This is a genomic window from Streptomyces sp. NPDC055099 (genome assembly GCF_053607685.1).
Genome location: NZ_JBSGUA010000013.1, coordinates 72,498 through 98,720 on the forward strand (window position 1 = coordinate 72,498; position 26,223 = coordinate 98,720).

29 protein-coding genes and 2 pseudogenes are annotated in these 26,223 nt (G+C 69.5%); 15 read left to right on the plus strand and 16 right to left on the minus strand.

Annotated features, from left to right (window positions below; genetic code table 11):
* The first annotated feature begins 42 nt into the window (after positions 1-42).
* The 3 genes from ACWFRU_RS28660 (at position 43) to ACWFRU_RS28670 (ending at position 2,007) form a co-directional block, all read left to right on the plus strand.
* Positions 43-423, plus strand: coding sequence for an ArsR/SmtB family transcription factor (locus ACWFRU_RS28660; RefSeq protein ID WP_453691021.1), 381 nt, complete (start codon positions 43-45; stop codon positions 421-423).
* 119 nt (positions 424-542) lie between these two features.
* Positions 543-1,160, plus strand: coding sequence for a dihydrofolate reductase family protein (locus ACWFRU_RS28665; protein WP_453691022.1), 618 nt, complete (start codon positions 543-545; stop codon positions 1,158-1,160).
* Between the two features lie 4 nt (positions 1,161-1,164).
* Positions 1,165-2,007 carry an alpha/beta fold hydrolase gene (locus tag ACWFRU_RS28670; RefSeq protein ID WP_453691023.1) on the plus strand — a complete coding sequence of 281 codons (843 nt, stop codon included), beginning with the start codon at positions 1,165-1,167 and terminating at the stop codon, positions 2,005-2,007.
* A gap of 44 nt (positions 2,008-2,051) precedes the next feature.
* Here ACWFRU_RS28670 and ACWFRU_RS28675 read toward each other — a convergent pair whose 3' ends face one another.
* Complete coding sequence (locus ACWFRU_RS28675; protein WP_453691024.1) at positions 2,052-4,250, minus strand: hypothetical protein; 2,199 nt, start codon at positions 4,248-4,250, stop codon at positions 2,052-2,054.
* Positions 4,251-4,270: 20 nt separating this feature from the next.
* The gene (locus ACWFRU_RS28680; protein ID WP_453691025.1) at positions 4,271-5,398 is read right to left on the minus strand and encodes a hypothetical protein; all 1,128 of its coding nucleotides are present in this window, start codon (positions 5,396-5,398) and stop codon (positions 4,271-4,273) included.
* A gap of 155 nt (positions 5,399-5,553) precedes the next feature.
* On the opposite strand from ACWFRU_RS28680, the gene ACWFRU_RS28685 reads away from it, so the two are divergent.
* Entirely contained in the window at positions 5,554-5,943 is a 390-nt protein-coding gene (locus ACWFRU_RS28685; protein WP_453691026.1) for a thiol-disulfide oxidoreductase DCC family protein, read from the plus strand.
* Between the two features lie 28 nt (positions 5,944-5,971).
* On the opposite strand, the gene ACWFRU_RS28690 is transcribed toward ACWFRU_RS28685, so the two are convergent.
* The 3 genes from ACWFRU_RS28690 to ACWFRU_RS28700 all read right to left on the minus strand — a co-directional run bounded on the left by ACWFRU_RS28690 (position 5,972) and on the right by ACWFRU_RS28700 (position 8,768).
* Complete coding sequence (locus ACWFRU_RS28690; protein WP_453691027.1) at positions 5,972-6,844, minus strand: alpha/beta fold hydrolase; 873 nt, start codon at positions 6,842-6,844, stop codon at positions 5,972-5,974.
* A gap of 83 nt (positions 6,845-6,927) precedes the next feature.
* Complete coding sequence (locus ACWFRU_RS28695) at positions 6,928-7,944, minus strand: NADP-dependent oxidoreductase (protein ID WP_453691028.1); 1,017 nt, start codon at positions 7,942-7,944, stop codon at positions 6,928-6,930.
* 137 nt (positions 7,945-8,081) lie between these two features.
* Entirely contained in the window at positions 8,082-8,768 is a 687-nt protein-coding gene (locus ACWFRU_RS28700; protein WP_453691029.1) for an SDR family oxidoreductase, read from the minus strand.
* Positions 8,769-8,937: 169 nt separating this feature from the next.
* On the opposite strand from ACWFRU_RS28700, the gene ACWFRU_RS28705 reads away from it, so the two are divergent.
* Complete coding sequence (locus ACWFRU_RS28705; protein WP_453691030.1) at positions 8,938-9,513, plus strand: TetR/AcrR family transcriptional regulator; 576 nt, start codon at positions 8,938-8,940, stop codon at positions 9,511-9,513.
* A 170-nt stretch (positions 9,514-9,683) separates the two neighbouring features.
* On the opposite strand, the gene ACWFRU_RS28710 is transcribed toward ACWFRU_RS28705, so the two are convergent.
* Positions 9,684-10,184 carry a PaaI family thioesterase gene (locus ACWFRU_RS28710; protein ID WP_453691031.1) on the minus strand — a complete coding sequence of 167 codons (501 nt, stop codon included), beginning with the start codon at positions 10,182-10,184 and terminating at the stop codon, positions 9,684-9,686.
* 92 nt (positions 10,185-10,276) lie between these two features.
* Here ACWFRU_RS28710 and ACWFRU_RS28715 point away from each other — a divergent pair, with 92 nt between their 5' ends.
* The gene (locus ACWFRU_RS28715; RefSeq protein WP_453691032.1) at positions 10,277-10,759 is read left to right on the plus strand and encodes a winged helix-turn-helix transcriptional regulator; all 483 of its coding nucleotides are present in this window, start codon (positions 10,277-10,279) and stop codon (positions 10,757-10,759) included.
* A gap of 64 nt (positions 10,760-10,823) precedes the next feature.
* Positions 10,824-11,822, plus strand: a complete 999-nt coding sequence (locus ACWFRU_RS28720) for an RNA polymerase subunit sigma-70 (protein ID WP_453691033.1) — start codon at positions 10,824-10,826, stop codon at positions 11,820-11,822.
* 62 nt (positions 11,823-11,884) lie between these two features.
* Here the strand turns inward: ACWFRU_RS28720 and ACWFRU_RS28725 are convergent, their stop codons facing one another.
* Positions 11,885-12,736: an alpha/beta fold hydrolase gene (locus ACWFRU_RS28725; RefSeq protein ID WP_453691034.1), complete on the minus strand. Its 852-nt coding sequence runs from the start codon at positions 12,734-12,736 to the stop codon at positions 11,885-11,887.
* A gap of 160 nt (positions 12,737-12,896) precedes the next feature.
* On the opposite strand from ACWFRU_RS28725, the gene ACWFRU_RS28730 reads away from it, so the two are divergent.
* The gene (locus ACWFRU_RS28730) at positions 12,897-13,295 is read left to right on the plus strand and encodes a winged helix-turn-helix transcriptional regulator (RefSeq protein WP_453691035.1); all 399 of its coding nucleotides are present in this window, start codon (positions 12,897-12,899) and stop codon (positions 13,293-13,295) included.
* Positions 13,296-13,424: 129 nt separating this feature from the next.
* Here the strand turns inward: ACWFRU_RS28730 and ACWFRU_RS28735 are convergent, their stop codons facing one another.
* The 3 genes from ACWFRU_RS28735 to ACWFRU_RS28745 all read right to left on the minus strand — a co-directional run bounded on the left by ACWFRU_RS28735 (position 13,425) and on the right by ACWFRU_RS28745 (position 15,149).
* Positions 13,425-14,006 carry an SUKH-4 family immunity protein gene (locus ACWFRU_RS28735; protein WP_453691036.1) on the minus strand — a complete coding sequence of 194 codons (582 nt, stop codon included), beginning with the start codon at positions 14,004-14,006 and terminating at the stop codon, positions 13,425-13,427.
* Between the two features lie 88 nt (positions 14,007-14,094).
* Positions 14,095-14,541: a DUF6069 family protein gene (locus tag ACWFRU_RS28740; protein WP_453691037.1), complete on the minus strand. Its 447-nt coding sequence runs from the start codon at positions 14,539-14,541 to the stop codon at positions 14,095-14,097.
* Positions 14,538-15,149 carry a TetR/AcrR family transcriptional regulator gene (locus ACWFRU_RS28745; protein ID WP_453691038.1) on the minus strand — a complete coding sequence of 204 codons (612 nt, stop codon included), beginning with the start codon at positions 15,147-15,149 and terminating at the stop codon, positions 14,538-14,540. The genes ACWFRU_RS28740 and ACWFRU_RS28745 overlap by 4 nt, the downstream gene beginning before the upstream one ends.
* A gap of 197 nt (positions 15,150-15,346) precedes the next feature.
* On the opposite strand from ACWFRU_RS28745, the gene ACWFRU_RS28750 reads away from it, so the two are divergent.
* Together ACWFRU_RS28750 and ACWFRU_RS28755 are read left to right on the plus strand one after the other, a co-directional pair.
* A complete protein-coding gene (locus tag ACWFRU_RS28750; RefSeq protein WP_453691039.1) occupies positions 15,347-16,717 on the plus strand; it encodes an MFS transporter in 1,371 nt (456 codons plus the stop codon).
* Positions 16,718-16,998: 281 nt separating this feature from the next.
* Positions 16,999-17,784 (plus strand): SAM-dependent methyltransferase, encoded by a 786-nt coding sequence (locus ACWFRU_RS28755; protein ID WP_453691040.1) that lies wholly within the window; start codon positions 16,999-17,001, stop codon positions 17,782-17,784.
* A gap of 209 nt (positions 17,785-17,993) precedes the next feature.
* On the opposite strand, the gene ACWFRU_RS28760 is transcribed toward ACWFRU_RS28755, so the two are convergent.
* Positions 17,994-18,149: a DUF6131 family protein gene (locus tag ACWFRU_RS28760; RefSeq protein WP_453448267.1), complete on the minus strand. Its 156-nt coding sequence runs from the start codon at positions 18,147-18,149 to the stop codon at positions 17,994-17,996.
* A gap of 315 nt (positions 18,150-18,464) precedes the next feature.
* Between ACWFRU_RS28760 and ACWFRU_RS28765 the strand changes: the two genes are divergently transcribed.
* Both ACWFRU_RS28765 and gap read left to right on the plus strand, forming a co-directional pair.
* Positions 18,465-19,421 carry a GlxA family transcriptional regulator gene (locus tag ACWFRU_RS28765; protein WP_453691189.1) on the plus strand — a complete coding sequence of 319 codons (957 nt, stop codon included), beginning with the start codon at positions 18,465-18,467 and terminating at the stop codon, positions 19,419-19,421.
* Positions 19,422-19,559: 138 nt separating this feature from the next.
* Entirely contained in the window at positions 19,560-20,555 is a 996-nt protein-coding gene (gene gap / locus ACWFRU_RS28770) for a type I glyceraldehyde-3-phosphate dehydrogenase (protein ID WP_453691041.1), read from the plus strand.
* A gap of 91 nt (positions 20,556-20,646) precedes the next feature.
* Here the strand turns inward: gap and ACWFRU_RS28775 are convergent.
* A pseudogene (locus tag ACWFRU_RS28775) lies at positions 20,647-20,976 on the minus strand (TetR/AcrR family transcriptional regulator); the annotation flags it as partial.
* A gap of 14 nt (positions 20,977-20,990) precedes the next feature.
* Between ACWFRU_RS28775 and ACWFRU_RS28780 the strand changes: the two are divergent.
* A pseudogene (locus ACWFRU_RS28780) lies at positions 20,991-21,580 on the plus strand (SDR family NAD(P)-dependent oxidoreductase).
* A 48-nt stretch (positions 21,581-21,628) separates the two neighbouring features.
* Here ACWFRU_RS28780 and ACWFRU_RS28785 read toward each other — a convergent pair.
* Entirely contained in the window at positions 21,629-22,042 is a 414-nt protein-coding gene (locus ACWFRU_RS28785) for a VOC family protein (RefSeq protein WP_453691042.1), read from the minus strand.
* Positions 22,043-22,168: 126 nt separating this feature from the next.
* Between ACWFRU_RS28785 and ACWFRU_RS28790 the strand changes: the two genes are divergently transcribed.
* Positions 22,169-23,077 (plus strand): sigma-70 family RNA polymerase sigma factor, encoded by a 909-nt coding sequence (locus ACWFRU_RS28790; RefSeq protein ID WP_453691043.1) that lies wholly within the window; start codon positions 22,169-22,171, stop codon positions 23,075-23,077.
* Positions 23,074-23,520, plus strand: coding sequence for a VOC family protein (locus tag ACWFRU_RS28795; protein ID WP_453691044.1), 447 nt, complete (start codon positions 23,074-23,076; stop codon positions 23,518-23,520). Before ACWFRU_RS28790 ends, ACWFRU_RS28795 begins: the two co-directional genes overlap by 4 nt.
* Positions 23,521-23,576: 56 nt before the next feature.
* Here the strand turns inward: ACWFRU_RS28795 and ACWFRU_RS28800 are convergent, their stop codons facing one another.
* The 3 genes from ACWFRU_RS28800 to ACWFRU_RS28810 form a co-directional block, all read right to left on the minus strand.
* Complete coding sequence (locus tag ACWFRU_RS28800) at positions 23,577-24,737, minus strand: oxygenase MpaB family protein (RefSeq protein ID WP_453691045.1); 1,161 nt, start codon at positions 24,735-24,737, stop codon at positions 23,577-23,579.
* Between the two features lie 63 nt (positions 24,738-24,800).
* Entirely contained in the window at positions 24,801-25,856 is a 1,056-nt protein-coding gene (locus ACWFRU_RS28805; protein ID WP_453691046.1) for a polyprenyl synthetase family protein, read from the minus strand.
* The gene (locus ACWFRU_RS28810) at positions 25,846-26,124 is read right to left on the minus strand and encodes a polyprenyl synthetase (protein ID WP_453691047.1); all 279 of its coding nucleotides are present in this window, start codon (positions 26,122-26,124) and stop codon (positions 25,846-25,848) included. Before ACWFRU_RS28810 ends, ACWFRU_RS28805 begins: the two co-directional genes overlap by 11 nt.
* Positions 26,125-26,223 lie beyond the last annotated feature (99 nt).

Below are 26,223 nucleotides of genomic sequence, written 5' to 3' on the forward strand. Positions count from 1 at the left end.
AATGCGAACATGAATCTCGGGAGGCCTGTGGATACTGGTGACATGGCAAGCCGAACCTCTTCCCCGCTGCTCCACCCCGACGAGCAGGACATGAGCCTGTTCGCCGTGATGACAGCCCTCAACGACCCGGTGCGCCTCAGCATCGTGAGGGCGTTGAGCTCGCGGCCCGAGGTGGCCTGCAACCGCTTCGACCTGTCCGTCGGCAAGTCGACCGCAAGCCGGCACTTCCGGGTCCTGCGCGAGGCCGGAGTGATCCGTCAGCGCGACGAGGGCACGCGCCGCATCAACTGCCTGCGGCGCCCGGAACTCGACCGTCGCTTCCCCGGACTGCTCGACCTCGTCCTGCGCGAAGCGGCCGCCACCGATTCCGCGCACCCGGACGTGCAGGCGCCACGTCAGGCACATACGTCTCGGCATTTGTGATCGCCCGGCGCAGGACTGCCCTCCCCACGCAGATCACCGGCCGCTTCGCGCAGACCGCGGTCGCCGAAGAGGATCGCGTCCCGCGATGAGTTCGGGCGGCGGATCGAGTCTGCCCTGGTATGACGCGCATCATCGCTGACATCTCTGTCTCTCTCGACGGCTTCGTCACCGGGCCCGATCCGGGCCCGGACAACGGCCTGGGCACCGGTGGCGAAGCCCTGCACACGTGGGCCTTTTCCGATGACCCCGACGACCGCCGGTTCCTGCGTGAGGGGACCGCCCGCTCGGGCGCCGTCGTCCTGGGCCGTCACCTCTTCGACATCGTCGACGGGCCGGGGGGCTGGGACGACACGACGGGCTACGGCGCCGGCGAGGTCGGCAAGCCCGCGTTCATCGTCGTGACCAGCTCACCCCCGGAGTCGGTGCGCACGACCAATCTCGACTGGACGTTTGTCACCACCGGTCTGCCCGATGCCGTCGCCGCCGCGCGCAAACGTGCGGAGGTGGCGTCGTCGGACAGCGGTAGGGACCTCGATGTCGTCCTCATGGGCGGCGGTGCCACGATCCGCTCGGCGCTCGACGCAGGGCTGGTCGACGTACTGACACTGCACCTCGCGCCCGTCGTGCTGGGTGACGGGACACCGCTGTTCACCGGAGCAGTGCCACGCACGCTGGTGCAGCGGAGCGTGAGCGCTACATCGACCGCGACCCACCTGACCTACGACGTTTCCCGGTGATCCGATGACGACTGTCCACGCACATGAGATCGCCCTGGGCGTTGAGTCGTTCGGTGACGACGACGCGCCCCTCGTCCTGCTCGCGGGCGGGACGACCATGCTCTCCTGGCCCGATGCCCTGTGCGCGCGCCTCGCCGCGGGTGGGCGCCGCGTGGTGCGCTACGACCTGCGCGACAGCGGGGAGTCGGCGACTGCGGACCCCGAAGCGCCCGCCTACACCCTGCGCAGCCTTGCCGCCGACGCGGCGGCCCTTGCTGCCGCGCTCGGCGGGGAACCCGCGCACCTCGCGGGGATCGGCGTCGGCGGGATGGTCGCCCAGGTGGCCGCGCTCGATCATCCGGGCGCGTTCTCGGCGCTCACCCTGGCCGGCACCCGCGCGGTTGCCCCGGGCCCACCCGACGATGACCTCCCCGACCATGATCAGGCGACGATGGGCAAACTGTTCGCGCGCCCGATGCCCGAGTGGAGCGACCGTGAGGCGGTGGCGGAGTTCGCGGCCACCGGCGCGGAGATCCTCGGCAATGACCCCGTCGCCGCGCGCGCAATCGCTGCGCGCATCTGGGACCGCACACCCGGCACCACACCCGCGGTCCAGATGGCCAACCAGTTGGGCATGGTTTTTTCCCGGCTCGACTGCAAGCCCCGCTGGCGCGAGCGCCTGCCCGAGATCGAGGCCCCCACCCTCGTCGTCCACGGCCGCCGCGACCCGTTCTTCCCCGTCGGCAACGGTGAGGTTCTCGCGCGCGAGATCCCCGGGGCACGGCTGCTCGTCCTGGAGAAGGCTGCCACCGCGATTCCCGATGCGGCGGTTGGCGAAGTCGCCGAGGCGATGCTCTCGCTTGGGTAGAGAAGTTCGGCTGGGCAGAGAAGGGGCGGCGCCGGTGGGACTGGTCAGGCGGCAGGCCGGCCGCGCCGGCGCACACGGCCGCGGAGTTTGAGGAGAAGTCCGACCACGAAGAGAGCCGTCATCGACACGATGAAACCATTCCCGCCCGTCATCCGGACGGCGTCGTCCTTGAGGCCGCTCCAAAACCCCTCCTCCGCGGGGGCGGTCGAACCACCCAGCCAGACGGAACCGTCGGCGGCCGTCACCTGCCGGTCGACGGAAGCCGCTGCGGATTCAGCCAACCGCGGGTACCGCTCACGCATCTCCGCCGCCCCGACCGAGGTGAGATCGACCCGGGTGAAGTCCGCGCCACCGTAGACGTACCGAGTGACGCGCGTGACCCGCCCCTCGGTGGTTCTGCGGGTGATGTCGAACTCCTTGTGCCGGTAGGAGTGGACGTAGTCGTCGAAGACATCCCTGGGGCTCCGGCCACCGGGTGTGGACACAGCCGGTTTCCCGTCGGCGATCACACCGTCGAAGGACGTGTGGTGGCCCTGCTGGTGACGCTTCGTCACCCACTGAGCGACGATCCTTGCCAGGAACGCCCGGCGCAGGGGCGCGTACTCGGGTGCGGTGTTGACCGCCTTCCTGATCTCGGGCAGGACGAGGGTCCGGTCCAAGTTCTCGTTGTGGGCGTCGGTCGCGGGGTCGGTGGCGCACGACCCCGTGTCGGGGGCGTCGACGTTCAAGGACTCCGTCTTCACGTCGAGCGGCGCCTTGAGGATGTGCAGCCTCTCGCCGTCCTCATGGATCTCGATCTTTCCCGGCACGATCCACATGCGGGAGGAGAGGCAGAGGGAACCGTTTGCGGACGATCGGACGTCCCGCCAGAAGCGTTTTCCGGTTTCCGCATCGGGGTGCAGGATCTTGGCCTTCGTCCGTTTCATCTCAAGGTCGGCCTCGAGCATCACCCGGCCGGCGTTGGTCCGTCCCAGGGCGGCGTCGACGATCCGGTCCGGTTCAGCGGGATTGAGGTTGACCCAGAACTTCTGCGGGTCCAGTGCCAGCCAAGTCCGCAGATCCGAGCCGAAATCCTGGACAACCCGCGCGCCGAGACCGGGGTCCTGCTGGTGCCCGTCAGGGAGCGGCTCACCGGAGTAGGCATAGCTGAGGCCGTCCACCCCGTCGGAGATGTACCGCATCTCCAGGGTGGAGAAGTCCACGCCCCCGTAGGCGTCGGCCCCGGCCGGGGTTTCGAGGGCCCGCCCAAGAGCCCCTGAACTGACTCTTTTCCCGCCCTCACCACAGTCGCCCGCGGGGGCGGCGAGCGGCAGGGCCATCGCCATGAGGGGCCGGGGGCCGCTGCTCGCCTCCTTCGAGACGCAGTCGGTGGCGGACCCGCCATTCACCGGCATGGCTTGCTCGGCCTTGGCCTTCTGCGCAGCCTTGTACTTCCTGACGAGCTTCACACCGATGGCGACGATGGCACCGACCCGGTTCGCCCGCTCCGGCTTCTCCCTGGGATGGAAGGACACGAGAGAGGCGAACTTGTCCGCGGGAATCCTGATCGTGATCCTGTAGCACACGGGGCAGCGCGCCCGGTCGGAAAATCCCCCGACGGCCTTGCCCAGGAGCCTGTCGACCTCTTCGCCGGACAGACCGAGTTCCCGCAGGAACGGCCGCAGGATCTTCTCGTAGATCACGGCTTCCGCATGCACTCCGGCCGCGTCGTACGCCCCCTCCGCACGGCTCATCGGAACGTTGACCGCGGTGAGTTCCAGGACGGTTCGGTCGGGCGACATCCCCAGGCGCTCGAACAGCGCTTCCTTTCCCACATGACGCAGCAGTCTTCCGCGCCCTTCGTAGCGTCGCCGGTCGGCCTTTTTCCTGCTGCCAGGCAACCCGATGCTGAAGTCGAGGTTGTCGAAATTCTTGGTGATCCTCCGGTAGACGTGGCGGGGGAAGTCGGTCACGTCGAACCAGATGATCGCGAGGTTACGGCTGCCGTCCTTCATGTGGAGCGCATCGTGGGCCTCCATGCCCGCCTGACCGAGGGGGTCTGTCATGGCCTCCTGTGCGATTTCCGCGTGTTCGCGTCCCGGCTCGGTCGACGACGCGACGGCGGGCAGCCTCGCGGCTGCCGCATCCGACGCCTTCGCGGAAGGCGTCAGCAACCCGGCGGCCAGGACGCCCGCCGTCAGCAGGGCGACACCGGACCGGAGGGCCCGGCCGCTGGAGGGGAAGCTACGCCTACGGGCCCTCATGATCGGTGCGTGCTCCGTGCTCACTGCTCACACCCGCTCGCCCTGCCGAGCCGCCGCCACCCATCGGGCACCAGCGTCCCGCACCGCCGCAGCGGCTGCGCCGCCCTGTCCCTGACGAGGTACAGATGCAGCGCCAGCGGGCACAGGAGGAGGGGCAGGGCCGCCCACATCAGCCCCGGCAGACGCAACCGCCCCAACGGCGTGAAGGAGTCGGCTCGATAGCCGAGGGTTACATACGCGTTGTCCTCGACGGCCCGGGTGTCCAGGGAGACCAGAGTCGGGTCGTTGTCGTCCCCGGGCTTGTAGAAGCCACCGAGCCGGTAGTAACGCCCGTAACGCTCCCTGCCCTCCGGACTGAAGTGGACGGTGACCATCTGACCCTGGGTGAAGGCGGGGGACGACCCGTGCCGCGCCTCGTCCCACGTGATCACACACCCCATCGCCTCGCCCGCCACGCACTGGGAGGGCAACGGCATACGCACGGGATTCCCGAAGCGCATGGCGTAGCCCGGCGAGTCGTACTGGGAGTGCGCGATCGCACCGAAGACGGCGACCAGCACGGCGACAGCTACCGGGACCACGGTGAGCGTCACCTGCGCCCGGACCAGGGCCACGACGGACGTGATGGCCGCACCTGCCGCGACGACGGCAAGCAGGATCCATCCCGTCGCGTAGGGCGGCGGCCCGGTGACGAAGGCGGCGACGCTCAGACACGCCGCTGCCAGCGTCAGCGCGCCCGAAGCGTGCAGCATCAGCAGCAGACCGCGCGCGCCCTTGCGGTACCGCAGGACCGGTACCGCCGCCGCCATCAGCACCGGAATGGTGGCGATCGCCCGGACATGGCCGTCGTTCGGCCCCGGGTCGGCCACCGCCAGTTCCACCAGCACGATGGCCACGGCGACGACGAGGACGACGCAGCAGCCAAGAGTCGCCTCCCCGTCCCAGCCGTCGCGCGCGTTCGCGGTGTCCTTGTCCTTCTTGTCCTTGTCCAGAGTTACGCGCTTGACGTCCTTGGCGGCTCCGTCGCCCTGGGGCGGTCTTGCTTCCGATCCCATGTCCCCGAATCCCCAGCCGGCGATCAGGGCCAGGAGGGGCACGCCCACCACAGCCGTGACGACCGCCACGAAGATGCCCTGCCCCAGCGTCATTTGTGCCCTCCGGACCTCGCGTGGGTGATCGGTGAACCAACGACGATCGCTGGCCGACAGTCACGTCCGAGTGCAGGTCAAAGGTGTGCCTTCAAGAGGGTGTGTTGAGCAACTGCGGATCCGCAGCGTTGCGATGCGGACGTCATGCTGGAGGCATGAGGATTCAGCCTGAGCTTATTTTTGATGGAGACTGCGGTTTTTGCACCAGTTCGGTGAGGTTCGTCAAGCGTTGGGTCCGGCCCCGTTGCGAGATCACCCCTTGGCAGTTCGCGGACTTGGAGGCGCTCGGTATTTCCCAGGAACGAGCCGCGTACGAGGTGCTGTGGGTGACTCCGGCGGGAACGGTGTCCGGAGGTTCCCAAGCCGTGGCGAAGGCGCTCTTGAGTGCGGGCCGGGCGTGGCCGGTGCTGGGCGCTTTGCTGACGCTTCCTCTTCTGCGCTGGGCCGCCCATGGTGTGTACCGCTTGGTCGCGAACAATCGTCATCGCTTGCCGGGAGGCACAGCGGCTTGCGCTTTGCGCGGCTCCCGGCCGCCGGGGCGCTAGCTCTCTGCGGGCTACGCAGCGGCCCCGGCTACGCCTCGAGGAACTGCGACGCCCGTGCGACGAATGCGTCGTGGTACTGGAAGATCCCTCCGTGTCCCGCGTCGGTGTACAGGGGCACGAGTTCCGCCCGCGGCAGCCGTGCGGCCAGGTCGAGGGTGTTCCCGCTCGGTACCATCCGGTCGCTCTCGCCGTTCACCAGCAGGACCGGCTGCCGGACGTGCGACAGGTTCGTCGGCGCTTGGAGGCCCCATTGGTGAATGGCCTTCAGCTGCGCACGGAGTGACCGTAGCGAGATGGCCTTGTCACGTTCGCCGGTACGCTCCTTCAGCCGTTCCAGGAAGGCGTGCGCCGCCCTGAGGCCTGTCGGGGTGCCGGTGAAAAAGAGGAACTGCTTCGGGTCACGGCGGGTCAGAACGGCCTTCAGGGTGTCCCGAACGGTGAGTTTGGTGACCTGATCGATGCCTGGCCCTCCGGCGGGGCCCGTGCCCGCGAGGATGACCTTGCGTACGAGGCCGGGTTCCTCGGCCGCGAGGACCTGGGCGATGAAACCGCCCATCGACAGCCCCAGCAGGTCGACCTCCTCGAGCCCGAGAGCCCGGATGAACCGGGCCGCGTCACGGGCCATCGCGTCGATGGTGGTGGGCGTGGAACCGCCGGACGCGCCGACGCCGCGGTTGTCGAAAGCAATCACCCGGCGTCGTGCGGCGAGTCCGTCGACGACGCGTGGATCCCAGTTGTCCAGGACCGCGGACAGGTGGTGAAGGAGGATCACCGGAACGCCGTTCTCGGGGCCGAGCTGTCGGTAGACGAAGTCAACACCACCTACGGACACGGAACGCGTCGGGACGCTGTTGTACGTCAATGACGGGACGGGGACGGGGGAACGCAGCGGTGCACTCATGACCGGGTCCTGAAGTATGGGGGTGGGGATGGCAATGGGGGGTGGGAAATGGATGGGATGAGGGGCTCATGTGCTCGGGGTTCTCACACCATCGTGACGACGACCTTGCCGGCCTTCGCGCGGCCCTTCTCGACGTACTGCAGGGCCTGGAGGGTCTCGTCGAACGGGAAGACGCGGTCGATGACGGGGCGGATCTTGCCTGTGTCGATCAATGGGGTGAGCTCGCGCAGTTGGTCGCCGCTGGCCTTCATGAACAGGAACGAGTACGTCACGCCGCGCCGCTTGGCCTGGCGCCGGGTCTTGAGGCTGAGGGCGCTCATCGCCAGGCGGAGAACGGGGTTCGCGCCCAGCTCGCGGGCGAAGGCCGCGTCGGGCGGACCGGCGACACTGATGGCCAGGCCCCCCGGCTTGAGGACCTGCAAGGACTTCGCCAGGTTGTCGCCACCGAGGCTGTCGAGGACGACGTCGTAGTCGTGGTCGAGCGCGATCGCGAAATCCTGCGTCCGGTAGTCGATGACGACGTCCGCGCCGAGCCCCTTGACGACGTCGGCGGTGGCGGCGCTCGCGGTGGTGGCGACGTGTGCTCCGAGCGCTTTCGCCAGCTGGATGACGATGCTGCCGAGGCCGCCGGCACCCGCGTGGACGAGGACCTTCTGGCCCGGCTGTACGTGCGCCCGCTCGACCAGGACCTGCCAGGCGGTCAGGGCGACCAGCGGCAGCGACGCAGCCTCCGTCATGGTGAGCGTGGCGGGCTTGAGCGCCACGTCGTCCTGGTGGACGGCGATGAGTTCGGCGAAGGTGCCGATGCGGTCCTTGTCCGGCCGTGCGTAGACCTCGTCGCCGACCGTGTACCGGGTGACGGCCGAGCCCACCTGGACGACTTCCCCGGCGAGGTCGTTGCCCAGAATGAGCGGGAGCTCGTACGGCATGAACGCCTTGAAGGCGCCGTCGCGGAGCCTGAGGTCGAGCGGGTTGACGCTCGCTGCGTGGATCTTGACCAGGACATCGTCGGCGCCCACCTGGGGGTCGGGGCGTTCGGCGGCTCGTACTCCGGACCCGTTGCCCTTGGTGCCGTACTTCTCGATCAGGAAGGTCTTCATCGTCGTTCTCCAGCGGTTTTCTGTCTCCCCGTCGGTGCGGGGTCGGGGCCACGGTCAGCCCTCGTTCAGCGTCGGGTTCGGAGCTGGGCGTGGACACCGCCTGCGGCCCACCTCCCACACCGCCTGCGGCCCACGCCTCACGCCGCGTGCGGCGCGGCGGACAGGTTCTGCTTGACGTACCGGGTGGTGTCGTCGGCGAGGATCTCCGGCAGGCCCGTCTCGAGGGCGTCCAGGGCCTGGGCGGCGACGTCGGCAGGCGCGATCTTCCCGTCGGCGGGCACGGTCGCGGCCATGTCGGTGTCCATGTAGCCGACGTGCAGTGCCGAGACGGCGATGCCGCGGGGGGCCAGCTCCTCGCGGGAGGCGTCACTCAGCGCCCAGGCGGCGGCCTTGGAGGCGGCGTAGGAGCCGAGGCCGGCCGGGTGCATCCAGGACAGGACGGACAGGATGTTCAGTACGGCGCCGCCGCCGTTGGCCTCGATGACCGGGGCGAAGGCGCGGGTCGCGATGAGGGGGCCGTAGAAGTTCGTCTCCATCTCACGGCGCACCATGTCCAGGTCGCCCGCGATCAGCTGTGCGCCGGTGGAGATACCGGCGTTGTTGATCAACAGTGTCGCGTCGGACGCGGCGTGGGCCGCCTCCCGGATCGATGCTTCATCCGTCACGTCGAGACGCAGCGGGGTGACGCCCGGCAGGTCCACAGTCTCGGGATTGCGGGCCGCCGCGTACACCTTCGCACCACGCGCCACGAGCTGGGCGGCCAGCTCCCGGCCGAGCCCCCGGTTGGCGCCGGTGACAACCGCGACCGCGTTCTTCAGTTCCATGACCACTCCGTCAGATCCAGATCTCGATGGGGTGCGCTCCGGCTTGCCACCCGAGCGCTTTTAGATGTCGCTCAACATCTAAAGGCGAGTCTAGAATAGATTCCACTCGACATCCAACTGGGAGGTCGGCGTCCGAACCGGAGGCCGGGCACAGAAAGGGAGGTGGCCGATGGGCCGCGTATCGCAAGCCCAGGCGGAGGAGAACCGCCGACGGGTCGTGGAAACCGCGTCCCGTCTGTTCCGGGAGCGGGGCACGCAGGTCAGCGTCGCCGACCTGATGAAGGAGGCCGGGCTGACCCACGGCGGCTTCTACAAGCAGTTCACGTCCAAGGAAGCCCTCGTCGACGAGGCCACCGCTCACGCCTTTGCCGAATTCACACGGCGCTACCAGGACGGGCTCGCCCAGCACGCCGGGCAGCGCAACGTGGCCCAACGGGCCCTGCTCGACGCGTACCTCTCCGTCGAGCATCGCGACAGCACGGCGGACGGGTGCCCGGCCGCCGCGCTCGTCACCGATATGGCGCGCGCCGGCACGGATCCTGATCATGCGGATGGTGAGGCACGCCGTGTCTACGCGCAGGGCGTGGCTGACCTCGCCGACTGGCTCGCCACCGATGACCAGGACGGCATCACCCGGCTGTGCACCATGCTCGGCGCCCTCGTCCTGGCCCGGGCCACCAAGGGTTCACCACAGTCCGAGCAGATCCTCGCCGCCGCGCACGCGGCGCTGACAGAGGCCCACTGATCGATGGTGGGTCGCTCCGGCAGGCCAAGAAAAACGCGGCGCGGCCCGCACAGGGAGGGCCTCCGCCCGTGCAGGGCTTCCGCTAGCGCACGGCTTTCACTGCCAGGGACGGTGACCCCCTCGTCGGCCACGGCCCCCGGCCAGGACGCGGAGGGCTCACCGCACTCGCCTCACCCGCGTGCGGGCGGCACCGGGAAGAGCATGCAGCTGCTGGTGGCATGGGCGAGCAGCCGGTCTGTCCCGTCGACCAACTGTGCCTGGGCTAGGGCGGTTTGACGCCCGCTGCTGACAACCGTGCCGATGGCGCGCACCGGGCCCGTGTCCGCGGTGATCCGCCGAAGGAACTTCACCGTCAGGTCGAGTGAGGTGTACGCCGTGCCGAGCGGGAGCGTGGACTGGACGGCGCAGCCCGCCGCCGAGTCGAGCAGGGTGGCATAGACGCCGCCGTGCACGCTGCCGATCGGGTTGTAGTGCTCCTCGCCCGGAGTCAGCGAGAAGACCGCCCTGCCGGGCTCCACCTCGTCCAGGCTGAAGTCGACGGTCCGGCTGATGGGGGCGCCCGGCAGCCGCCCCGCCTGCAGCTCGCGCAGGAAGTCGATGCCGGCCATGCGGGTGGCGGCCTCCGCCAGGGCCGCGGGGTCATCCCAGCGATACGTACGCGTGCGTCCCACGGTCGAGCACCTTCCGTCTGACTTTTGCAAATGAAGCTAGCTGTGCGTACGGCTGACTGTCAACGGTGAAGCCAGGCGCCTACGATGGCGTGATGAAGTGGCTTGAGGCGAGCACGGAAAACTGCCCCGTCCAGCGCACGCTCGACGTGGTCGGGGAGAAGTGGACGTTGCTGATCCTGCGGGACGCGGTGAACGGAGTCCGCCGGTTCGACGACTTCCACCGCCACATCGGCCTGTCGGAGGCCGTCCTCAGCGACCGTCTCCGCAAGCTGGTCTCCGCCGGCGTCCTGACGGCCGTCCCCTACCGGGAGCCGGGCAGCCGCGCACGCAACGAGTACCGCCTGACGCCCAAGGGCTGGGACCTCTGGCCCGTCCTGATGGCCCTGAGCCAGTGGGGCGAGACGTACGCCCTTGGTTCCGAGGGCCCGGTACTGGACGTCCGCCACACCGACTGCGACGCCCCGGTCCGCGTCGTCGTGGAATGCACCGCGGAACACTCCGCGCTCACCCCCCGGGATGTCACCGCCCGTCTGGGACCTGGCGCACGGAAGCGGGCGGCCGGCCGCCCCCAGTGATGAGTTTTCGCGCCCACTTGCGTCACACGTACGACAGGGCATGACGCGGCGGAAGGATGACGTGATGAGTGCGGAGACGTGGCTGAAGGAGCTGGGCGTGAGTGATCTGGGCGAGGTCGACGAGCCGGCGTTCTCGGGGCTGGCCGAGCGGCACCGGCGGGAGCTGCACGTGCACTGCTACCGGATCCTCGGGTCGTTCGAGGACGCCGAGGACGCCGTGCAGGAGACCTTCCTCCGCGCCTGGCGGCGGCGGGAGACCTTCGAGGGGCGGTCGACGTTCAGGGCCTGGCTGTACCGGATCGCCACCAACGCCTGCCTGGATCTGCTCGCCAAGCGCCGCCCTGAGCCTGCGAGCGGCGGCGAGGTGCTGTGGCTGCAGCCCTACCCGGACCGGCTGCTCGACGAGCTGCCCGCGGGCAACGCGGACGAGCCGGAGACCGTCGCGGTCGCGCGGGAGACGATCGAGCTGGCATACCTGGTCGCAGTGCAGCATCTCGCGCCGCGCCCGCGGGCGGTGCTGATCTTGCGGGATGTGCTCGGCTGGCCGGCGAAGGAGGTCGCGGAGGCCCTTGGGGACTCCGTCAACTCCGTGAACAGCGCGCTGCAGCGGGCCCGCGCCGGCATGCGGGAGCATCTACCCGCCGAGCGGCAGGACTGGACCGTCGGCGAACAGGACGCCGGGACGCGCGAGTTGGTGCGCCGCTACACGGACGCGAGCGTGGCCACGGACGTCAGCCGGCTCGCCACCATGCTGGCGGACGACGTCCGCTGCTCGATGCCGCCCACGCCGGGCATCCAGATCGGCCGCGACGCGGTCGTGGATGACTGGGTCAAGGGCGGCTTCGAGGGCATGAAGGGCCTGCGCGCCATCCTCACCTCGGTGAACCGGCAGCCCGCCGTCGCTTTCTACCTCTGGCAGGAGCCGGAGGGCGCGTACCTGCCGCTGACGATCGACGTCTTGCGTATCACCGACGGGGCGATCACCGAGATCATCACGTTCCACGACGATCAGTTCCCGCGGCTCGGGCTGCCGGAGCGGCTGCCGAGGGACGACACCGCGTGATTCGGGGCCAGACGCTCGCGCCGTTTGGCAGCACGCGTGTCGATGGCCGCCGTCCGCCCTGGTCATGCCGCAAGCGCGTCCTCCCCGGCCAGGAACGGCTTCAACAGTGTGAGCAGGGCGTTCGGTCGGTGCAGCGGAATGATGTGGCCACAGTCTTCGATGACGTGTCCTGTGAGGTCGTCGGCGACGGGGCGGAGTTGGCGTTCCAGTGCTGCGCCGACCGGTTGGGCGCCCAGCGCCATCGTGGGCACCGTCAGGCGGGCGGTGGTGACGGCCCGCGCGATCTGCCGTGCGCTGTCGGGCAGGGCCCGGTAGTACGAGAACGCGCGGCTCAACGCCTGGCTGCCCGTGTATGCGTGGACGAAGGCGTCCCGGATGGCAGGGGGCACTCCGTCGCCGAGCGTGCCGGCGTGCAGGAACCAGTCGATGTAGGCGGGCTCATGGCCTTCCAGTACGGTCTCGGCGAGGCCGCGCGCGGCGGTATGGAAGCCGAACCACCACGGCGGCCCGCCGGCAAGGAAGTCCTCGGCGCCGGGCAGCCCGCCCAGCACGGACTCCATGACGACCAGTCGTCGGACGAGACCGGGGTGGCGTAGCGCGAGGAGGAAGGCCGGCGGGGTGCCCGCGTCGATACCCACGACTGCGGCAGAGGACACTCCGAGCCTGGTGAGGAGCGCTGCGGCGTCCTCGGCCAGGGTGTCGGCGTCGTACCCGGAGGCGGCCGGGCTGCTCGCTCCGAACCCGCGCAGGTCCGGAGCGATGACGCGGTAGCGGCCGGACAGGTCGGCCATGACGTCTGTCCATAGCTCCCAGGTGTGCGGAAAGCCATGCAGGAGCAGGACGGCCGGACCCGATCCGGCCAGGGCCACGTTGAGTTCGACTCCGTTGACGGCGACGCGTCGCAGTTCGGGCATGGAGGGACTCCAGGGGTGGGTGGGGTGGTGAGGAACGGTGGTGAGGAACGGTGGAGAGGAGGGGGGTGAGGAATGGTGACGTGGTCACGCTAGGGAACTAGCCTGGTCCTTCCAAGACGGCACTTTCCCCTCAGGTGGTGAGACGCAGGTGACCACGTCCATGCCCGGCGAACCCACTCGGCGGGCCGGTGAGCGCGGTGATCTGCTGGACCCGCTCTGCCCGACCCGCCGGTTGCTCGACCGCATCGGCACCAAATGGACGTCGATGGTGGTCAAGGTGTTGGCCGAGACGGAACCCGACGAGATCCGGTTCGCGGAACTCCGGCGTGCCATTCCGGGCATCTCGCAGAAGATGCTGTCCGTCACGCTGCAGGGTCTGGTTCGTGACGGCCTGGTCGCGCGCCGCGTGGAACCCACCGTTCCGCCCGCCGTCCACTACCGACTCACCGAGCTCGGCCTGTCCCTCGAAAAGCCGCTCTCCGCTCTGCGGGTCTGGGCCGAGACACACATGCCGGAGATCGACCGCAGCAACCGGCTCGCCGAGGCCCGACAGACATGACGGGGCAGACATGACAGGGAGAGTGATGGTCTCAGTCGCTCGTCGCTTGTGGCTCGTCGCTCGTTGATGGCGGCAACGAGGCGGTCGCCTCATGGCGGTTGCCGGGGTTGCCGCCGTTGTGACTGTTTCCTAGAAGCGCTGGCCCATGGCGATCTCATCGCTTACTGCCGCCCAGACGGTCTCGCCGTCCCGGAAGGGCAGCGGGTCGATGCTGCTCGTCTCCTCGCGGATGCGGTCGACCTCGGCGTCCAGGCGCTCGAACTCGGCTTCCTCCTCGTCCTCGTCGCCGCTGAAGGTGAACCTCTCGAGCAGGCACTGGAGTCGGAGGGTGACCTGGAGGAGAGAGGAGACATCCGCGTGGAGTTCGACGTCGGTCTCCTGGTCGAGGTCAAAGGCGTGCACCCTCCCGGACACGGGGTCAAGGGCGAGGTGCGCGTTGAGCAGCCAGCCGATGACGGGCCACTCCCCCGCGCCCTGGGCCGCGTCCGTGAAGTGCTCGATGTGGACGACGTCCTGAACGAGGGGCAGCAGGCCGTCGTCCTCGTCGGGCTGACGCAGTAGAAGCGTCCCGGTGGGGGCGCCCACGGTCTGCAGGAGGCGGGCGCCCTCGGTGTTCGCGACGGCGGGCGGGAAGGCGGTCGCGGGCAAGGTCGCGATCCGCTCCTCGCCGAAGATGTCGACGAGTTCGCTGCGGGCGATGTCGAAAAGCATGGGTGGAACTCCGAACTCGGCGGCGGCACAGACGCCGCGGCGTCCTTGACGGGTGGAAGCGGTCACAACATAAGGGGTGCGGAACTGCCTACTGTTCGCCGCCTACTTGGTGCCGCCGCGCCGGTCGCCTGCTCACCTCACTGACTCCCACTCTGGAGGACCTGCCGCCCAGCCCCGGGATCAGCACCGCCGCCACCGCCAGGTGCATCAACGCCAGTGCGGTCCGCGTACGGCCGTCCATGCCGTCGCCGGTCAAGGGCAGGAAAGACACGACCAGTACGGCGCCGGCCACCGCGGTCCAGATGGCGCGGGCGCGCCGTACCCCGAACCGCTCCAGGGCAGCCAGCAGCCCCCAGCCGGAGAGCGAGGCGAGCAGCGCGACGACCACCACAGCCCCGGCGCCGATGTCGAGCGTCTGCTCGCCGTCGGCGATCCGCACCCGGTGCCCCAACAGCGGGTCCACGGCCAGCCACACCAGGGCGGGGGCCAGGGCCGCCAGACCAGTCACCGCCAAGCGCCTTCGTGGCGCGCTCATTTGGAACCGCCTGTGAGAGCCCCGTGCAGGAAGACCTCCACCAGCTCCTGCGGGGTCAGGTCGGGCTCGTCCTCGGTTCGCGGCTGGATGAACAACAGCCCGAAGAACAGGGCAGCGATCTGCTCCGGCGGTCGGCGCAGAGCAGCCCTGTCGGGCTCCAGCAGCTCCACGAGAGCCGCGCGGATACGGACCGTCGACTCCTCGCGGCCCGCGCCGCGCACCGTGCCCGGGTGCTTGCCGCCGCTATGCCCCAGCGAGCCGATGATCGCGCCCATCCTGGACATGTGCGCCTGCAGCGCCTCGGCCGCCTCCGCGAGCCGGTCGGGCAGCGGCTGGGACACGTCGATCGCGTCGAGCTCGCGGACCGCGTGCTCGGGTGAGAGTGCCTCCGCGATGCAGGCCTGCAGCAGCTCGTCCTTGTCGGCGAAGACCCGGAAGATCGTGCCCTCTCCGATGCCCGCGGCGCGGGCGATCTTCGCGGTCGTCACCGCGGCGCCGTACTCGGCGATCAGCGGGATCGCGGTCCGAATGATCATTTCGCGGCGCTGCTCCGGCGACATGCCGGGGGCGCGGCGGCGGGGGGTCTGGTTCTCCTTGGGTGCTGTCATGACTACAAGCTTACGGAGTGAGTACTCACTCCGTAAATGAGTGAGTACTCACTCCGCGTCGCGTCTTCCCGCGCTGCCCGCGTTGGGCTCCCGGCCATGAGATCTGTTTCGGTGCTTGCCCGAAGATCGGAGGCGGTGGGGCCGTGGCTAGGGTGGGCGGCCACAACCCCTGTCCTGCTTCCGGAGGCTCGCGCCCCATGGATCCGCTGATCCGCCGTCACCTCATAGCCCTGCGACTGTGTTTCGCGATACCGGGCCTGGCGCTCGCCACCTGGGTGACCCGGACCCCTGACGTCCGGGACCGGCTGGGTGCCTCGACCGCCGAGATGGGCCTGGTGCTCTTTGGCATGTCGGTCGGTTCGATGCTGGGCATCTTGGCGGCCGGCGCCCTGGTGGCGCGGTTCTCCACCCGCCCCGTCATCGTCACGTGCATGACCCTCGTCCTGGCCAGCGTGGGGGTGATGGCGCTGGGCGCGGCCCTGTCCTCGGCCCTGGTGGTGGCCTTCGGGCTGCTGCTCTTCGGCGCCGGTATGGGGCTTTCGGAGGTGGCCAGCAATGTCGACGGTTCCGGCGTGGAGCAAGAACTCGGCCGCCCCGTGTTGCCGGCCATGCACGGCTGCTACAGCCTCGGCACCGTGGTCGGGGCGGGCCTCGGGGTGGCCGGTGCCTCGGTCGGCTTCCCCGTGCCCTGGCACCTGGCGGGCGTACGGGTGCTGGCCGCCGCGCTGTTCGCCTTCGCCTTGCCCAGGCTGCGTCCCGGCGTCGGCCGCCGCCCACGGAATGCCGACAAGCCCGCTGCCGGAACATCGACCATCGTCGACACCGGTACGAGCGACGCCGACAACGGTACGTGTGGCACCGACACCGGTGCGAGCGGCGCCGACGGAGGAGTCCGCGAACACCGGCTGTATCTCGATGCGCGGCTGCTGCTCATCGGCGGCGTGGTGCTCGGCATGACGCTGGCCGAGGGAGCCGCCACCGACTGGCTGCCGCTGTTGATGGTCGACGGTCACGACATGCCCGCGGGACTCGGGTCGTTGGTGTACGCGGGATTCGCCGCCGCCATGGCGGCCGGCCGCTTCGCCGGCGGCCCCGTGGTGGCCCGCTTCGGCCGCCCGGCGGTGCTGGCCTGCGGTGCGCTGCTGACGGCCGTCGGGATTTCCCTGGTGTCCTTCGTCGATTCCCCGGTGGCGGCCGGGTGCGCCGTGCTCCTGTGGGGCCTCGGTACGTCTCTCGGCTTCCCGCTGGCTCTCTCCGCGGCCGGCGAGTCCGGCCCGGACACCGCCGGCCGCGTCGCACTGACCTCCCGGATCGGTTACGTGGCGCTGCTTGCGGGACCGCCGGCTCTTGGCTTCCTCGGCGAGCACCACGGGCTGCGCGCCGCGATGGTCCCGGTCCTGCTGCTCATGCTGGTTGCCGCCGTGTTCTCACCCGCCACGGCATCCCGGCACCGGACCCGGCGCCCCACGACGGCGGGCGGTCGCCTCTCGGATGGCCGCCCCACCCCGCCGACGGCATCCGAGCAGCACACCGCAGGCAGACCAGGCTCCACCCACAGCCAACGGTAGCCACACGTCGGGTATCTGACCGTCCGCGGCCCTCGCTGGCGCTCTCTGGCGGACACCCTTGAGCATGTTGCTCAGCCGCAGTGTTCACTGCCCGCTGCCCTGTGCCTTCTGCACCTCTGCCCTTGAGAACTCCGAATCCCCGGACGCAGTGATCCACGTACACCACACTGGCAAGCGATCCGCTGCCGCCAGGGCCACGGCACGCGGGTGAACAAGAGAGGGAAGACGTGACTGAGAGCCAACACCCGTCAGATGTGTCGGGCCAGCCGAACACCACGGATGTGTCAGGCAGGTTGAACACCGCCGTCGCGCACAACGCACGTGTATGGAACTACTGGATCGGCGGGAAAGACAACTACGAGGTCGACCGGCAAGTAGGCGGCCAGGTCGCCTCGATGTTTCCGGTGATCCGAGATGTGGCCCGCGCCGACCGCCAGTTCCTCGGCCGCACGGTCCAATTCCTGGCCGCCGACTGTGAAGTACGGCAGTTCCTGGACATCGGAACCGGGCTGCCGACCCTCGACAACACGCACGAGATCGCCCAACGGATCGCACCCGAATCCCGGATCGTCTACGTCGACAACGACCCCATCGTGCTGGTCCACGCCCGCAGCCTGCTGACCGGCACCACCCTGGGAGCCACCGCCTACATCGACACCGATATCCGTGACCCGGACGCCGTCATGGAGGGTGCGTCGGCAACCCTCGACCTCGGCCAACCCGTCGCGGTCATGATGCTGGGCATCCTCAACTTCGTCCTCGACACCCGCGAGGCACAAGAAATCGTGCGCCGCATCATGGCCTCGGTCCCCTCCGGCAGTTATCTCGTCCTGACTCACCCCACCACCGACACCGACCTGGGTGGCGAGGGCAATGTCGAGGCCATGAAGTTCTGGAACGAGAACGCCACACCTCCGATCACCGCCCGTAGTCGGGCGGAGGTCAGCTCCTTCTTCGACGGGCTGCACCTCGTCGACCCGGGCCTGGTGTCGTGCGCGCGATGGCGCGCCGAGCCCAACTCCACTTCCGTGCTCCCGCAGTTCGGTGCCGTTGCACGCAAATCCTGAACCACGCCGGGCTCTCAGGCCCCAGGTCTCTCGGACCGCCGGTTGCCCTGATCGACCCACCACACAGCAGGTGCCCGCCCCCGGGACACAGGGGCGGGCACCTTGCTCTTACGCTCGGCTCTTCCCCGTGGGGGTGGCCGGCTGGTCGTCCGTGAGGGTGCGTGGAGACCGGTTGATGCTTCCTCTAGAGGTCTCTGGCAATGAGGTCTCTAGAAATAATGCTTGCGTCCGCCCACCGCGCGTCCGGTCGCGCCCAGGATCCACAGCGCAGCACCGACGACGACCAGGATTCCGCCGACCGTCGTCAGCAAGGAGATACCGGCCAGCACGCCGATGATGAGCAAAATAACGCCAAGGACAATCATGGTCATTCCTATCGTCAAGTGTCGTCGGTATGCGCGGGCCCTCAGTCCGGCCTGCGGCACCTGTTTCCCGCCCTCCGCGCAGCCTGGAGCGGGTGAACCTGCCGCCCGCGGACTGTGCGGTTGCTGAGCCCTCTGTCGTGCAACCTCCGAGTGCCCAACTCTTGCCGGGTAATGCATGGCCGAATCAACACGTGCCTTCCCCTGGGTAGGGCACGTCCGCCGGGGAACGGCGCCGCCCTGACGGCCAGAGGGTCTGAGCGTCTGTGGGATGCACGGGACTGATGTGTCGCGCCGCCTACTCTGATGAGCGTGACCGTGCCTTCCTCCCGCCTTCATCGTGTAGCTGTCCTCGTGCTGGAGGGCGCCAAGCCACTCGACGTCGGCATTCCGGCGCAGGTGTTCACGACCCGGGCGAGCATGCCGTACGAGGTGCGGGTGTGCGGTGCGGCGCCCGGTCTGGTGACCGGAGGTGACGGGCTGTCGTACCACGTCGCCGACGGCCTGGACGCTCTCGCCTGGGCCGACATCGTCTTCGTCCCCGGGTACCGCTTCCCGGACCGGGACGATCCGCCGCAGGCCGTTGCCGACGCGCTGCGGGCCGCCCATGACCGGGGTGCTCGGCTGGCCGCCATCTCCACGGGTGCCTTCGCGCTCGCCGCCGCCGGGCTGCTCGACGGCAGGCGCGCCACGACCCACTGGCACTACACACGGGCGCTCGCAGCGAAGCATCCGCTCGTCCAGGTCGACGAGAACGTGCTGTTCGTCGACGAAGGCAGCGTGCTGACATCCGCCGGAGCCGCTTCCGGCATCGACCTGTGTCTGCACATACTGCGCGGCGATCTCGGAGTGGCCGCCTCCAATCACGCGGCGCGGCGTCTGGTCGCCGCCCCCTACCGCAGCGGAGGCCAGGCGCAATACGTGCCGCGCAGTGTGCCGGAGGTGCTCGGCGAGCGGTTCGCCGCGACCCGGGAGTGGGCGCTGCGCAGGCTCGACGAGCCGCTCTCCCTTGACGTGCTCGCCGACCACGCGGCGGTGTCGGCTCGCACCTTCTCGCGGCGTTTCGTCGAGGACACCGGATACACGCCGATGCAGTGGGTGATGCGCGCCCGCATCGACATGGCCCGTGAGCTGCTCGAACGTTCCCAGCGAAGCATCGAGCAGATCGCCAACGACGTGGGCCTCGGCACCGGTGCGAACCTGCGCACGCACTTCCAGCGCATCCTTGGCACCACGCCGAGCCAATACCGGCGCACCTTCGCCCGGGGCGAGTAGTCACGTCAACAGCCCACAGGAAGTCCCACGGCTCTGTGTCCCCGCTTTGGCGCGATCCTTTTGAACCATGGCGCTCACGCCAGGGCCACGTCCGGTCCCGGCACGCGAGGCTGGTGGCGACTGGAAGGGACACCACTCATGACTCGTATCGCCATCAATGGATTCGGCCGCATCGGACGCAACGTGCTGCGCTCCTTGCTCGAACGTGACAGCAGTCTCGAGGTCGTCGCCATCAACGACCTGACGGAGCCCGCCACCCTCGCGCGCCTCCTCGCCTTCGACACCACGGCCGGACGGCTCGGTCGCCCGGTGACCGTGGACGGCAACACTCTCGTCGTCGACGGCCGCCGCATCACGGTGCTCGCGGAGCGCGAACCCGCGCAGCTGCCCTGGGGCGAACTCGGTGTCGACATCGTGCTGGAGGCGACGGGCCGGTTCACATCGGCCAAGGCGGCCCGCGCCCATCTCGACGCGGGCGCGAAGAGGGTGCTCGTCAGCGCGCCCTCGGACGGCGCCGACGTCACGCTCGCCTTCGGCGTCAACACCGACGCGTACGACGCCGAGTTGCACACGATCGTCTCGAACGCCTCCTGCACGACCAACGCGCTCGCACCGTTGGCCTCGGTGCTCGATGAACTCGCCGGGATCGAGCACGGATTCATGACGACGGTGCACGCCTACACGCAGGAGCAGAACCTGCAGGACGGTCCGCACCGGGACGCCCGCCGTGCCCGCGCCGCCGCCGTGAACATCGTGCCCACCACGACGGGCGCCGCCAAGGCGATCGGGCTCGTGCTGCCCAACCTGGCGGGGAAGTTGTCGGGGGACTCGATCCGCGTGCCGGTTCCGGTGGGATCGATCGTCGAGCTCAACACCACCGTGGCCCGCGACGTGACGCGCGAGGACGTGCTCGCGGCATACCGTGCCGCGGCGGAGGGACCGCTCGCCGGTGTCCTGGAGTACTCGGACGACCCCCTGGTGTCGGCCGACATCATGGGCAACCCCGCCTCGTCCATCTTCGACGCGGAACTCACCCGCGTCGACGGTCGCCACATCAAGGTGGTCGCCTGGTACGACAACGAGTGGGGCTTCTCCAACCGCGTGATCGACACGCTTGAGCTCCTGGCCGCCTAGCGTTCCTGGCGCCGCTCCATCGCACCCCCAGCAGGGCGGTCCCACGGGGTATCGACCCGGCGAAGCCTTGATGGGCCGTCCCAACTGCCGCTCACTGCACAGGCGTTCCAGCGCGCAAGCCGATGAGCAGGCCAGTGAGGACGCGGCGCAAGCGGGGTTCCACCTCGACGAGGGCATGGCCGAACCGAGGATCGCTTGTGTAGAGCTGTCGCAGGAGCGGGCCGGGGGTGGCCATCTGCCACAGCGCCCCGGCCATGCTGGTCGCGGTGGCGATCGTGTCCACGGCCTGTTCCTCGGTCAGGTCCAGGAGCCGGTGCAGTTCCCCGGCGATCCGTGCGACCTCCTCCAGCGTGACGAGCTTGAAGGCGCGCACGGCCTCGGTCGACACGTTGCGCTCCAGGTTCAGGGGCGCCTGCGCCAGTGACACCGCGAGCACTGAGCCCTGCCGCGCGCCGCGGCACCGAGCAGCAGCAGGTCTGGTTCATCACCGGTTCATCCCACGGCCTCGGCCGCGCCCTGGCCACCGCCGCCCCGAGGTCCTCGCCGAGGAGTTCGCCGGCTACGCCGACCGCGTGCTCCCCCTCGGCCTGGACGTCACCGATCCGCAGGCGGCGCGCGACGCATTCGATGCGGCCGTGGCCCACTTCGGGCGGGTCGACGTCCTCGTGAACAACGCCGGATACGCGAACGTCTCACCCATCGAGACAGCGGAGGACGCCGACGTCCGCGCCCAGTTTGAGACGACGGTGCACGACATTCCCGAGGCATACGACGCAACGGTCGGCGAGATGAACCGGCGCGTGCGGCAGGACATGGTCGGCGCGGCCGGGGACCCGCGCCGCGCCGCCGAGATCATCGTCCGCACGGTGCACCGCGCCGAGGTCCCCAGTCACCTCCCGCTGGGAGTGAACGCGGCGGCCATGGCGCTTGATTACTCCCGCCGCCAGACAACCGAGGCCACCACCTGGGAGAAGGTGAGCCGCTCGGCCGACTTCGGCGAGGCCTACCCGGTGGAACTGCCTTGAGGCCCAGCTCCACCGCACCGGCCGACCTTCAGCCCCAGCAGCCCACGGCTACTCCGCGTAGGGCTGGTCGGCGCCCCGGGCGCTGTAACCCAGACTCCAGATGTAGCCGTCCGGGTCGGCGAACGTTCCGCCGTACCCGCCCCACGGCAGGGCGCCGGCCGGCTTGAGGACCGTGGCACCGGCCTTCTGAGCCTCCTCCATAACCTCGTCGACCCGCGCCTCGCTGCGGACGACGTAGGTCATGACCAGCCCGCTGAAGCCGCTGCCTTCAGCCGCCGTGCCCACCTGCTCGGCCAGCCCCTCCCGTGCGTAGAAGCCGACGGGCGAGGCTCCGTCCGACTCGAAGAACACCGAGACGCCGTAGTCGTTCTTGACCTTCCAGCCGAGCCCCTCCGTGTAGAACTGCTTGGCCCGCTCCATGTCCTTAACGCCCAGAAGGATCGAGCTGACGTGCGCTTTCATGCCATGTCTCCCTGTATGTCGGTCACATAGGTGCCAGACATCCGCATCGGGACCGGCACGGATGTCACATCTGCGTGCTCTCGCCGGTCAGTACGTATGACAGAACCGGACGAAGGAATGTGACAGATGGCCGAACAGGACTGGCTCAGCGCACAGTTCACCGAGCACAAGAGCCGCCTGCACGCGGTGGCCTACCGGATGCTCGGCTCCCCCAGCGACGCCGAGGACGCGGTGCAGGAGGCCTGGCTGCGAGTCAGTCGCGCGGACACCGGGCAGGTGGCGAATCCGGCCGGGTGGCTGACCACCATCGTCGCCCGGGTCTGCCTGAACATGCTCGAGGCGGGCAGGGCCCGGCGTGAGGACGCGACCGGGACACTGCCGCCCGAGCCCGCCGTGCCGCACACCAACGCCCACCCGAACGGCCAGGCCAACCCCGAGGACGAGACACTGCTGGCCGACTCGGTCGGCGTAGCGCTGATGGTGGTGCTGGACACGCTGTCGCCCGCCGAGCGGCTCGCGTTCGTCCTGCACGACGTCTTCGCCGTGTCGTTCGCCGAGATCGGAACCATCCTCGACCGCTCACCGGCGGCGGCCCGGCAACTCGCCAGCCGGGCCCGGCAGCGGGTGCGGGGAGCGGGTGACGCGTCCGATGCCGCACGATCCCGCAAGCGGGAGATCGTCGAGGCTTTTCTGACCGCGGCCCGCAGCGGGGACTTCGCCGCCCTGCTGGACCTGCTCGACCCGGACGCCGTGGCCATAGAGATGCGCGGCGCCCACGAGGTGGCCGCCTTCTTCACCGGACGCGCTCAGGCGGCCCGACTCGCCCTGGTCGACGGGACCCCAGCGGCCGTGTGGTCCCACCGCGGCCGGCCGAAGGCCCTCTTCACGTTCACCATCCACGACGAGAAGATCACCCGCATCGCCGTCGACACCGACCCCGACCGGCTCCACGATCTCGACGTCGTCTTCCTTTCCGCAGCAGACCCCGCAGCAGGCCCCGCAGTTGACCCCGCAGGAGACAAGGAGCGGCGATGACCGATACCGATCTCGAGCTTTCCTCCTGCGCTCTGGCCGTCCACGACATCGACGAGGCGCTCCACTTCTACCGCGACGTGCTGGGCTTCCAGGTGAGCGATGATGTCGCCCCCGAGGGCGCCGCCAGGCGCGTCAGCATCCACTCCCCTGCGCAGCCCCTCGTGCGGATCATCCTCGAAGCACCCGCCAAGAACCCGGACATCTCACCGGCCGACCGCACGTCGTACGAGGAGCTGATGGCCAAGGGCCTGCTGAGCCGCCTGGTCTTTGCCACCACCGACTGCGACGCGACCTTCGAGCGCGTCGCGGCCGCGGGCATCGAAGTGATGCAAGAACCGATCAACCGGCCCGACGGGGCGCGGGACTGCGCCTTCCTCGACCCTTCCGGCACCATGCTGCGCTTCACCCAGCCCAGCCGGGCAGACGTGGCGAGGGGCCGCTGATCCGGGTCCGGGCAAGGCAGCAGACCGCCGCAGCTGCTGGGGGGCGGGAGCGGCGGTCAGCGGATCGTGGCGGCCGGTGGGGTCCAGCGGTGAGTGCGCGGGACCGCGTGGGAGACGCCGAAATCCTTCTTGAGCTGCTCGGGGATGGCGTAGTGCATGACGCGTCCGCGGGTGAGGGAGGACAGTTCGAGAACGCTGGTCAGATGGCCGAGGCGGTCCAGCGCCCAGGCGCCGAGCGGGGAACGGTCCTCGATCGTCTCCAGTACGCCCAGAAGATGGGGCACGGCCTTGACGACGGCGTCCCACGGAGTGCGGGGAACCGCCAGCCAGTCGGCGCAGGTGTCTCCCACGAGGAAGCGGATGAGAGCGGAGACGATCGGGTCGAGCACGGTCCCGGGCACCACTTCCTCGTAGAGGTCGATGAGTTGCCGGGTCAGATGCGCACCCTCCTCGGAGGGTCCCATGTGCCGCACCATGTACAGGTCGAGGAAGCGGCGGGCGTCGTCGAGGGTCTTGGGTACGGCTTCCTGGTCGACGCCGAGCATGGCACCGACCACGCGCCAGGCGTAGTAGTACGCTTCCGCGCCTTCCGTCGACATGTGGATGCCCAAGCGGTGCAGGCTGTCCAGCACGAGCATCGAGAAGAACATCTGCCCGCCGATCATGTCCTCCTGACAGATCGGCGTCCCCAACGCGCAGGTCTCCCACCGGTTCTCGCGTGCGAGGTGGTGGCGGATGGAGGCGTGCAGCAGGCGGACCTTCTGGGCGGCGGGAATGAAGCGGCTGCCGCTCTCGAAGGCGTCGGGCTGCATCAGGTAGACGGTGAACTGCCCGGTCTCCGCCATCCGTTTGGACGGGTACTTCAGTCCGTGGGTGGTCGACAGCAGCTTCGCCACGTGCGGGACGACGTAGCAGGCGGGCATGGAGGCGAAGGACAGCGCGGTGGAGATGTGCACGTTGTTGTCGATGAAGAACAGCCGCGCCTTCTCCATCTCTCCCCAGTCCACCCAGGCCGGTGGGGTACGGGTGGCTTCGAGGTACTCGCGAGCGACCTCCGGAAGCCCGTCCGGCAGGGGTGCGCCGGCGGTGGACACGTACCGCATCAGGGTGTTGAACGTGCCGACCTGTCCGCGTTCGAAGAGTTCGGCGACGGTGGCGTCGGCGAGTTCGTCCCCCGCCTGGCGCAGGGAGTCCATCGATGCCTCGGTGTAGTTCATGGCGGGGTCCTTGTCTGCTGCGATCGCCGCGTCTGCTGCGTCACTGCATGTCTGCTGCGAGGGTCAGGACAGGCGGAGGGCCGCCGAACGCGCCAACCCGGTCAGGGCGGTTTCGGCGTGTCTCGGCACATCCAGGGCGTGCAGGGCGTCGAGTGCTTCCTCGACCCGCGCGCTGATCATGGCTTCGATGCGGGCGGGCGCCCCGAGCCTGTCCATCACGTGGCGCACCTCGTGCAGGCCCTCCGCGCCCAGGTCGCGCTTGCCGAGGAGGGCACGCAGCCGCTCCCGCTCGTCGTCCCCGGCCAGGCGCCAGGTCTCCGCCAGCAGCGCTGTCGGCCGGTGACCGCGTACGTCGTCGGCGTTGGCCTTGCCGGTCAGGTCCGGGTTGCCGAAGAGACCCAGCAGGTCGTCCCGGAGCTGGAACGCCTCGCCCAGCGGCAGCCCGTACGCTTCGTAGCCCTCGCGGAGGCGGGGCCCGGCGCCGGCCAGGGCCCCGCCGATGAGCAGGGGTTGCTCGACGGTGTACTTGGCGGTCTTGTAGCGGATCACCTTCAGCGACGCCGTGATGTCCGGACCGGCTCCGGTGCGTAGGATCTCCAGACACTCCCCCGCGATCAGCTCGCGGGCCATCACCGACCACAGCGGGCGGGCCCGGGCCAGATACGCGGCGGGCAGCCCGCTGGTGGTGAAGAGGTGTCCGGCCAGCGCCATCAGCAGGTCCCCCACCAGCATCGCCAACGACCTCGCCGCGGCGTCGGCGCGCGGGCGACGGCGTACGGCGCCGCGCAGGGCGCGGTGGGCGGTGGGCCGTCCGTGCCGCAGCGGGCTGTCGTCGATGAGGTCGTCGTGGACGACGGCCGCGGCGTGCACGAGTTCCATGGAGGCTGCCGCCCGCACCAGGGCGTCGTTGTCCGGCTGTCCCACCGCGCGCCAGCCCCAGTAGCAGAAGGCCGCCCGCAGCCGTTTGCCGTCCGCGACCGCCGCCTCCAGTTGCCCGGCCACGGGGCCCAGGAGTGGGTCGATGGCCACGAACTGGTCCGCCTCATCGGCGACGAACCGGTGCAGTGTCTCGTCGACGCGGGCCTTGAACGCGTCCGGCTCCCACGCCTCAGACGTCATCGGCGGCCCGTCGCGCCAGCGCCTGCCGGGCCAGCTTCTCCAGGTGCGGCGGGGGCACGGTCGCGTACCGGTCGAGCACCAGGCGGCCGCGCGCCAGGAGTTCACGCTCGGCCTCCGTCGCCAGCTCGGCGGTGTCGGAGCGTCGCAGCATCCCCCGAACCGTCCCCAGCGCCGAGCCCAGCGTGCTCACCGCCAGGTCGGCCAGTCCGGCCGCCAGCAGTACCGCCTGGCCGTCCAGGCCTCCGCGCCGATCCGTCGGCTGTGTCATATCAAGCCCCCCGCCCCGTGGACATCCGGACGACGCCGGTCACGCGCCGTCCATGCGAGCATCCCGTGCTGCCCGGCCCGGGAGCGGAACAACTCACGA

Coding starts and splice junctions, on each gene's coding strand:
- ACWFRU_RS28660 (WP_453691021.1), top strand. CDS start 43: ATGGCAAGCCGAACCTCTTCCCCGCTGCTCCACCCCGACGAGCAGGAC.
- ACWFRU_RS28665 (WP_453691022.1), top strand. CDS start 543: ATGACGCGCATCATCGCTGACATCTCTGTCTCTCTCGACGGCTTCGTC.
- ACWFRU_RS28670 (WP_453691023.1), top strand. CDS start 1,165: ATGACGACTGTCCACGCACATGAGATCGCCCTGGGCGTTGAGTCGTTC.
- ACWFRU_RS28675 (WP_453691024.1), bottom strand. CDS start 4,250: ATGAGGGCCCGTAGGCGTAGCTTCCCCTCCAGCGGCCGGGCCCTCCGG.
- ACWFRU_RS28680 (WP_453691025.1), bottom strand. CDS start 5,398: ATGACGCTGGGGCAGGGCATCTTCGTGGCGGTCGTCACGGCTGTGGTG.
- ACWFRU_RS28685 (WP_453691026.1), top strand. CDS start 5,554: ATGAGGATTCAGCCTGAGCTTATTTTTGATGGAGACTGCGGTTTTTGC.
- ACWFRU_RS28690 (WP_453691027.1), bottom strand. CDS start 6,844: ATGAGTGCACCGCTGCGTTCCCCCGTCCCCGTCCCGTCATTGACGTAC.
- ACWFRU_RS28695 (WP_453691028.1), bottom strand. CDS start 7,944: ATGAAGACCTTCCTGATCGAGAAGTACGGCACCAAGGGCAACGGGTCC.
- ACWFRU_RS28700 (WP_453691029.1), bottom strand. CDS start 8,768: ATGGAACTGAAGAACGCGGTCGCGGTTGTCACCGGCGCCAACCGGGGG.
- ACWFRU_RS28705 (WP_453691030.1), top strand. CDS start 8,938: ATGGGCCGCGTATCGCAAGCCCAGGCGGAGGAGAACCGCCGACGGGTC.
- ACWFRU_RS28715 (WP_453691032.1), top strand. CDS start 10,277: ATGAAGTGGCTTGAGGCGAGCACGGAAAACTGCCCCGTCCAGCGCACG.
- ACWFRU_RS28720 (WP_453691033.1), top strand. CDS start 10,824: ATGAGTGCGGAGACGTGGCTGAAGGAGCTGGGCGTGAGTGATCTGGGC.
- ACWFRU_RS28725 (WP_453691034.1), bottom strand. CDS start 12,736: ATGCCCGAACTGCGACGCGTCGCCGTCAACGGAGTCGAACTCAACGTG.
- ACWFRU_RS28730 (WP_453691035.1), top strand. CDS start 12,897: ATGCCCGGCGAACCCACTCGGCGGGCCGGTGAGCGCGGTGATCTGCTG.
- ACWFRU_RS28735 (WP_453691036.1), bottom strand. CDS start 14,006: ATGCTTTTCGACATCGCCCGCAGCGAACTCGTCGACATCTTCGGCGAG.
- ACWFRU_RS28740 (WP_453691037.1), bottom strand. CDS start 14,541: ATGAGCGCGCCACGAAGGCGCTTGGCGGTGACTGGTCTGGCGGCCCTG.
- ACWFRU_RS28745 (WP_453691038.1), bottom strand. CDS start 15,149: ATGACAGCACCCAAGGAGAACCAGACCCCCCGCCGCCGCGCCCCCGGC.
- ACWFRU_RS28750 (WP_453691039.1), top strand. CDS start 15,347: ATGGATCCGCTGATCCGCCGTCACCTCATAGCCCTGCGACTGTGTTTC.
- ACWFRU_RS28760 (WP_453448267.1), bottom strand. CDS start 18,149: ATGATTGTCCTTGGCGTTATTTTGCTCATCATCGGCGTGCTGGCCGGT.
- gap (WP_453691041.1), top strand. CDS start 19,560: ATGACTCGTATCGCCATCAATGGATTCGGCCGCATCGGACGCAACGTG.
- ACWFRU_RS28785 (WP_453691042.1), bottom strand. CDS start 22,042: ATGAAAGCGCACGTCAGCTCGATCCTTCTGGGCGTTAAGGACATGGAG.
- ACWFRU_RS28790 (WP_453691043.1), top strand. CDS start 22,169: ATGGCCGAACAGGACTGGCTCAGCGCACAGTTCACCGAGCACAAGAGC.
- ACWFRU_RS28795 (WP_453691044.1), top strand. CDS start 23,074: ATGACCGATACCGATCTCGAGCTTTCCTCCTGCGCTCTGGCCGTCCAC.
- ACWFRU_RS28800 (WP_453691045.1), bottom strand. CDS start 24,737: ATGAACTACACCGAGGCATCGATGGACTCCCTGCGCCAGGCGGGGGAC.
- ACWFRU_RS28805 (WP_453691046.1), bottom strand. CDS start 25,856: ATGACGTCTGAGGCGTGGGAGCCGGACGCGTTCAAGGCCCGCGTCGAC.
- ACWFRU_RS28810 (WP_453691047.1), bottom strand. CDS start 26,124: ATGACACAGCCGACGGATCGGCGCGGAGGCCTGGACGGCCAGGCGGTA.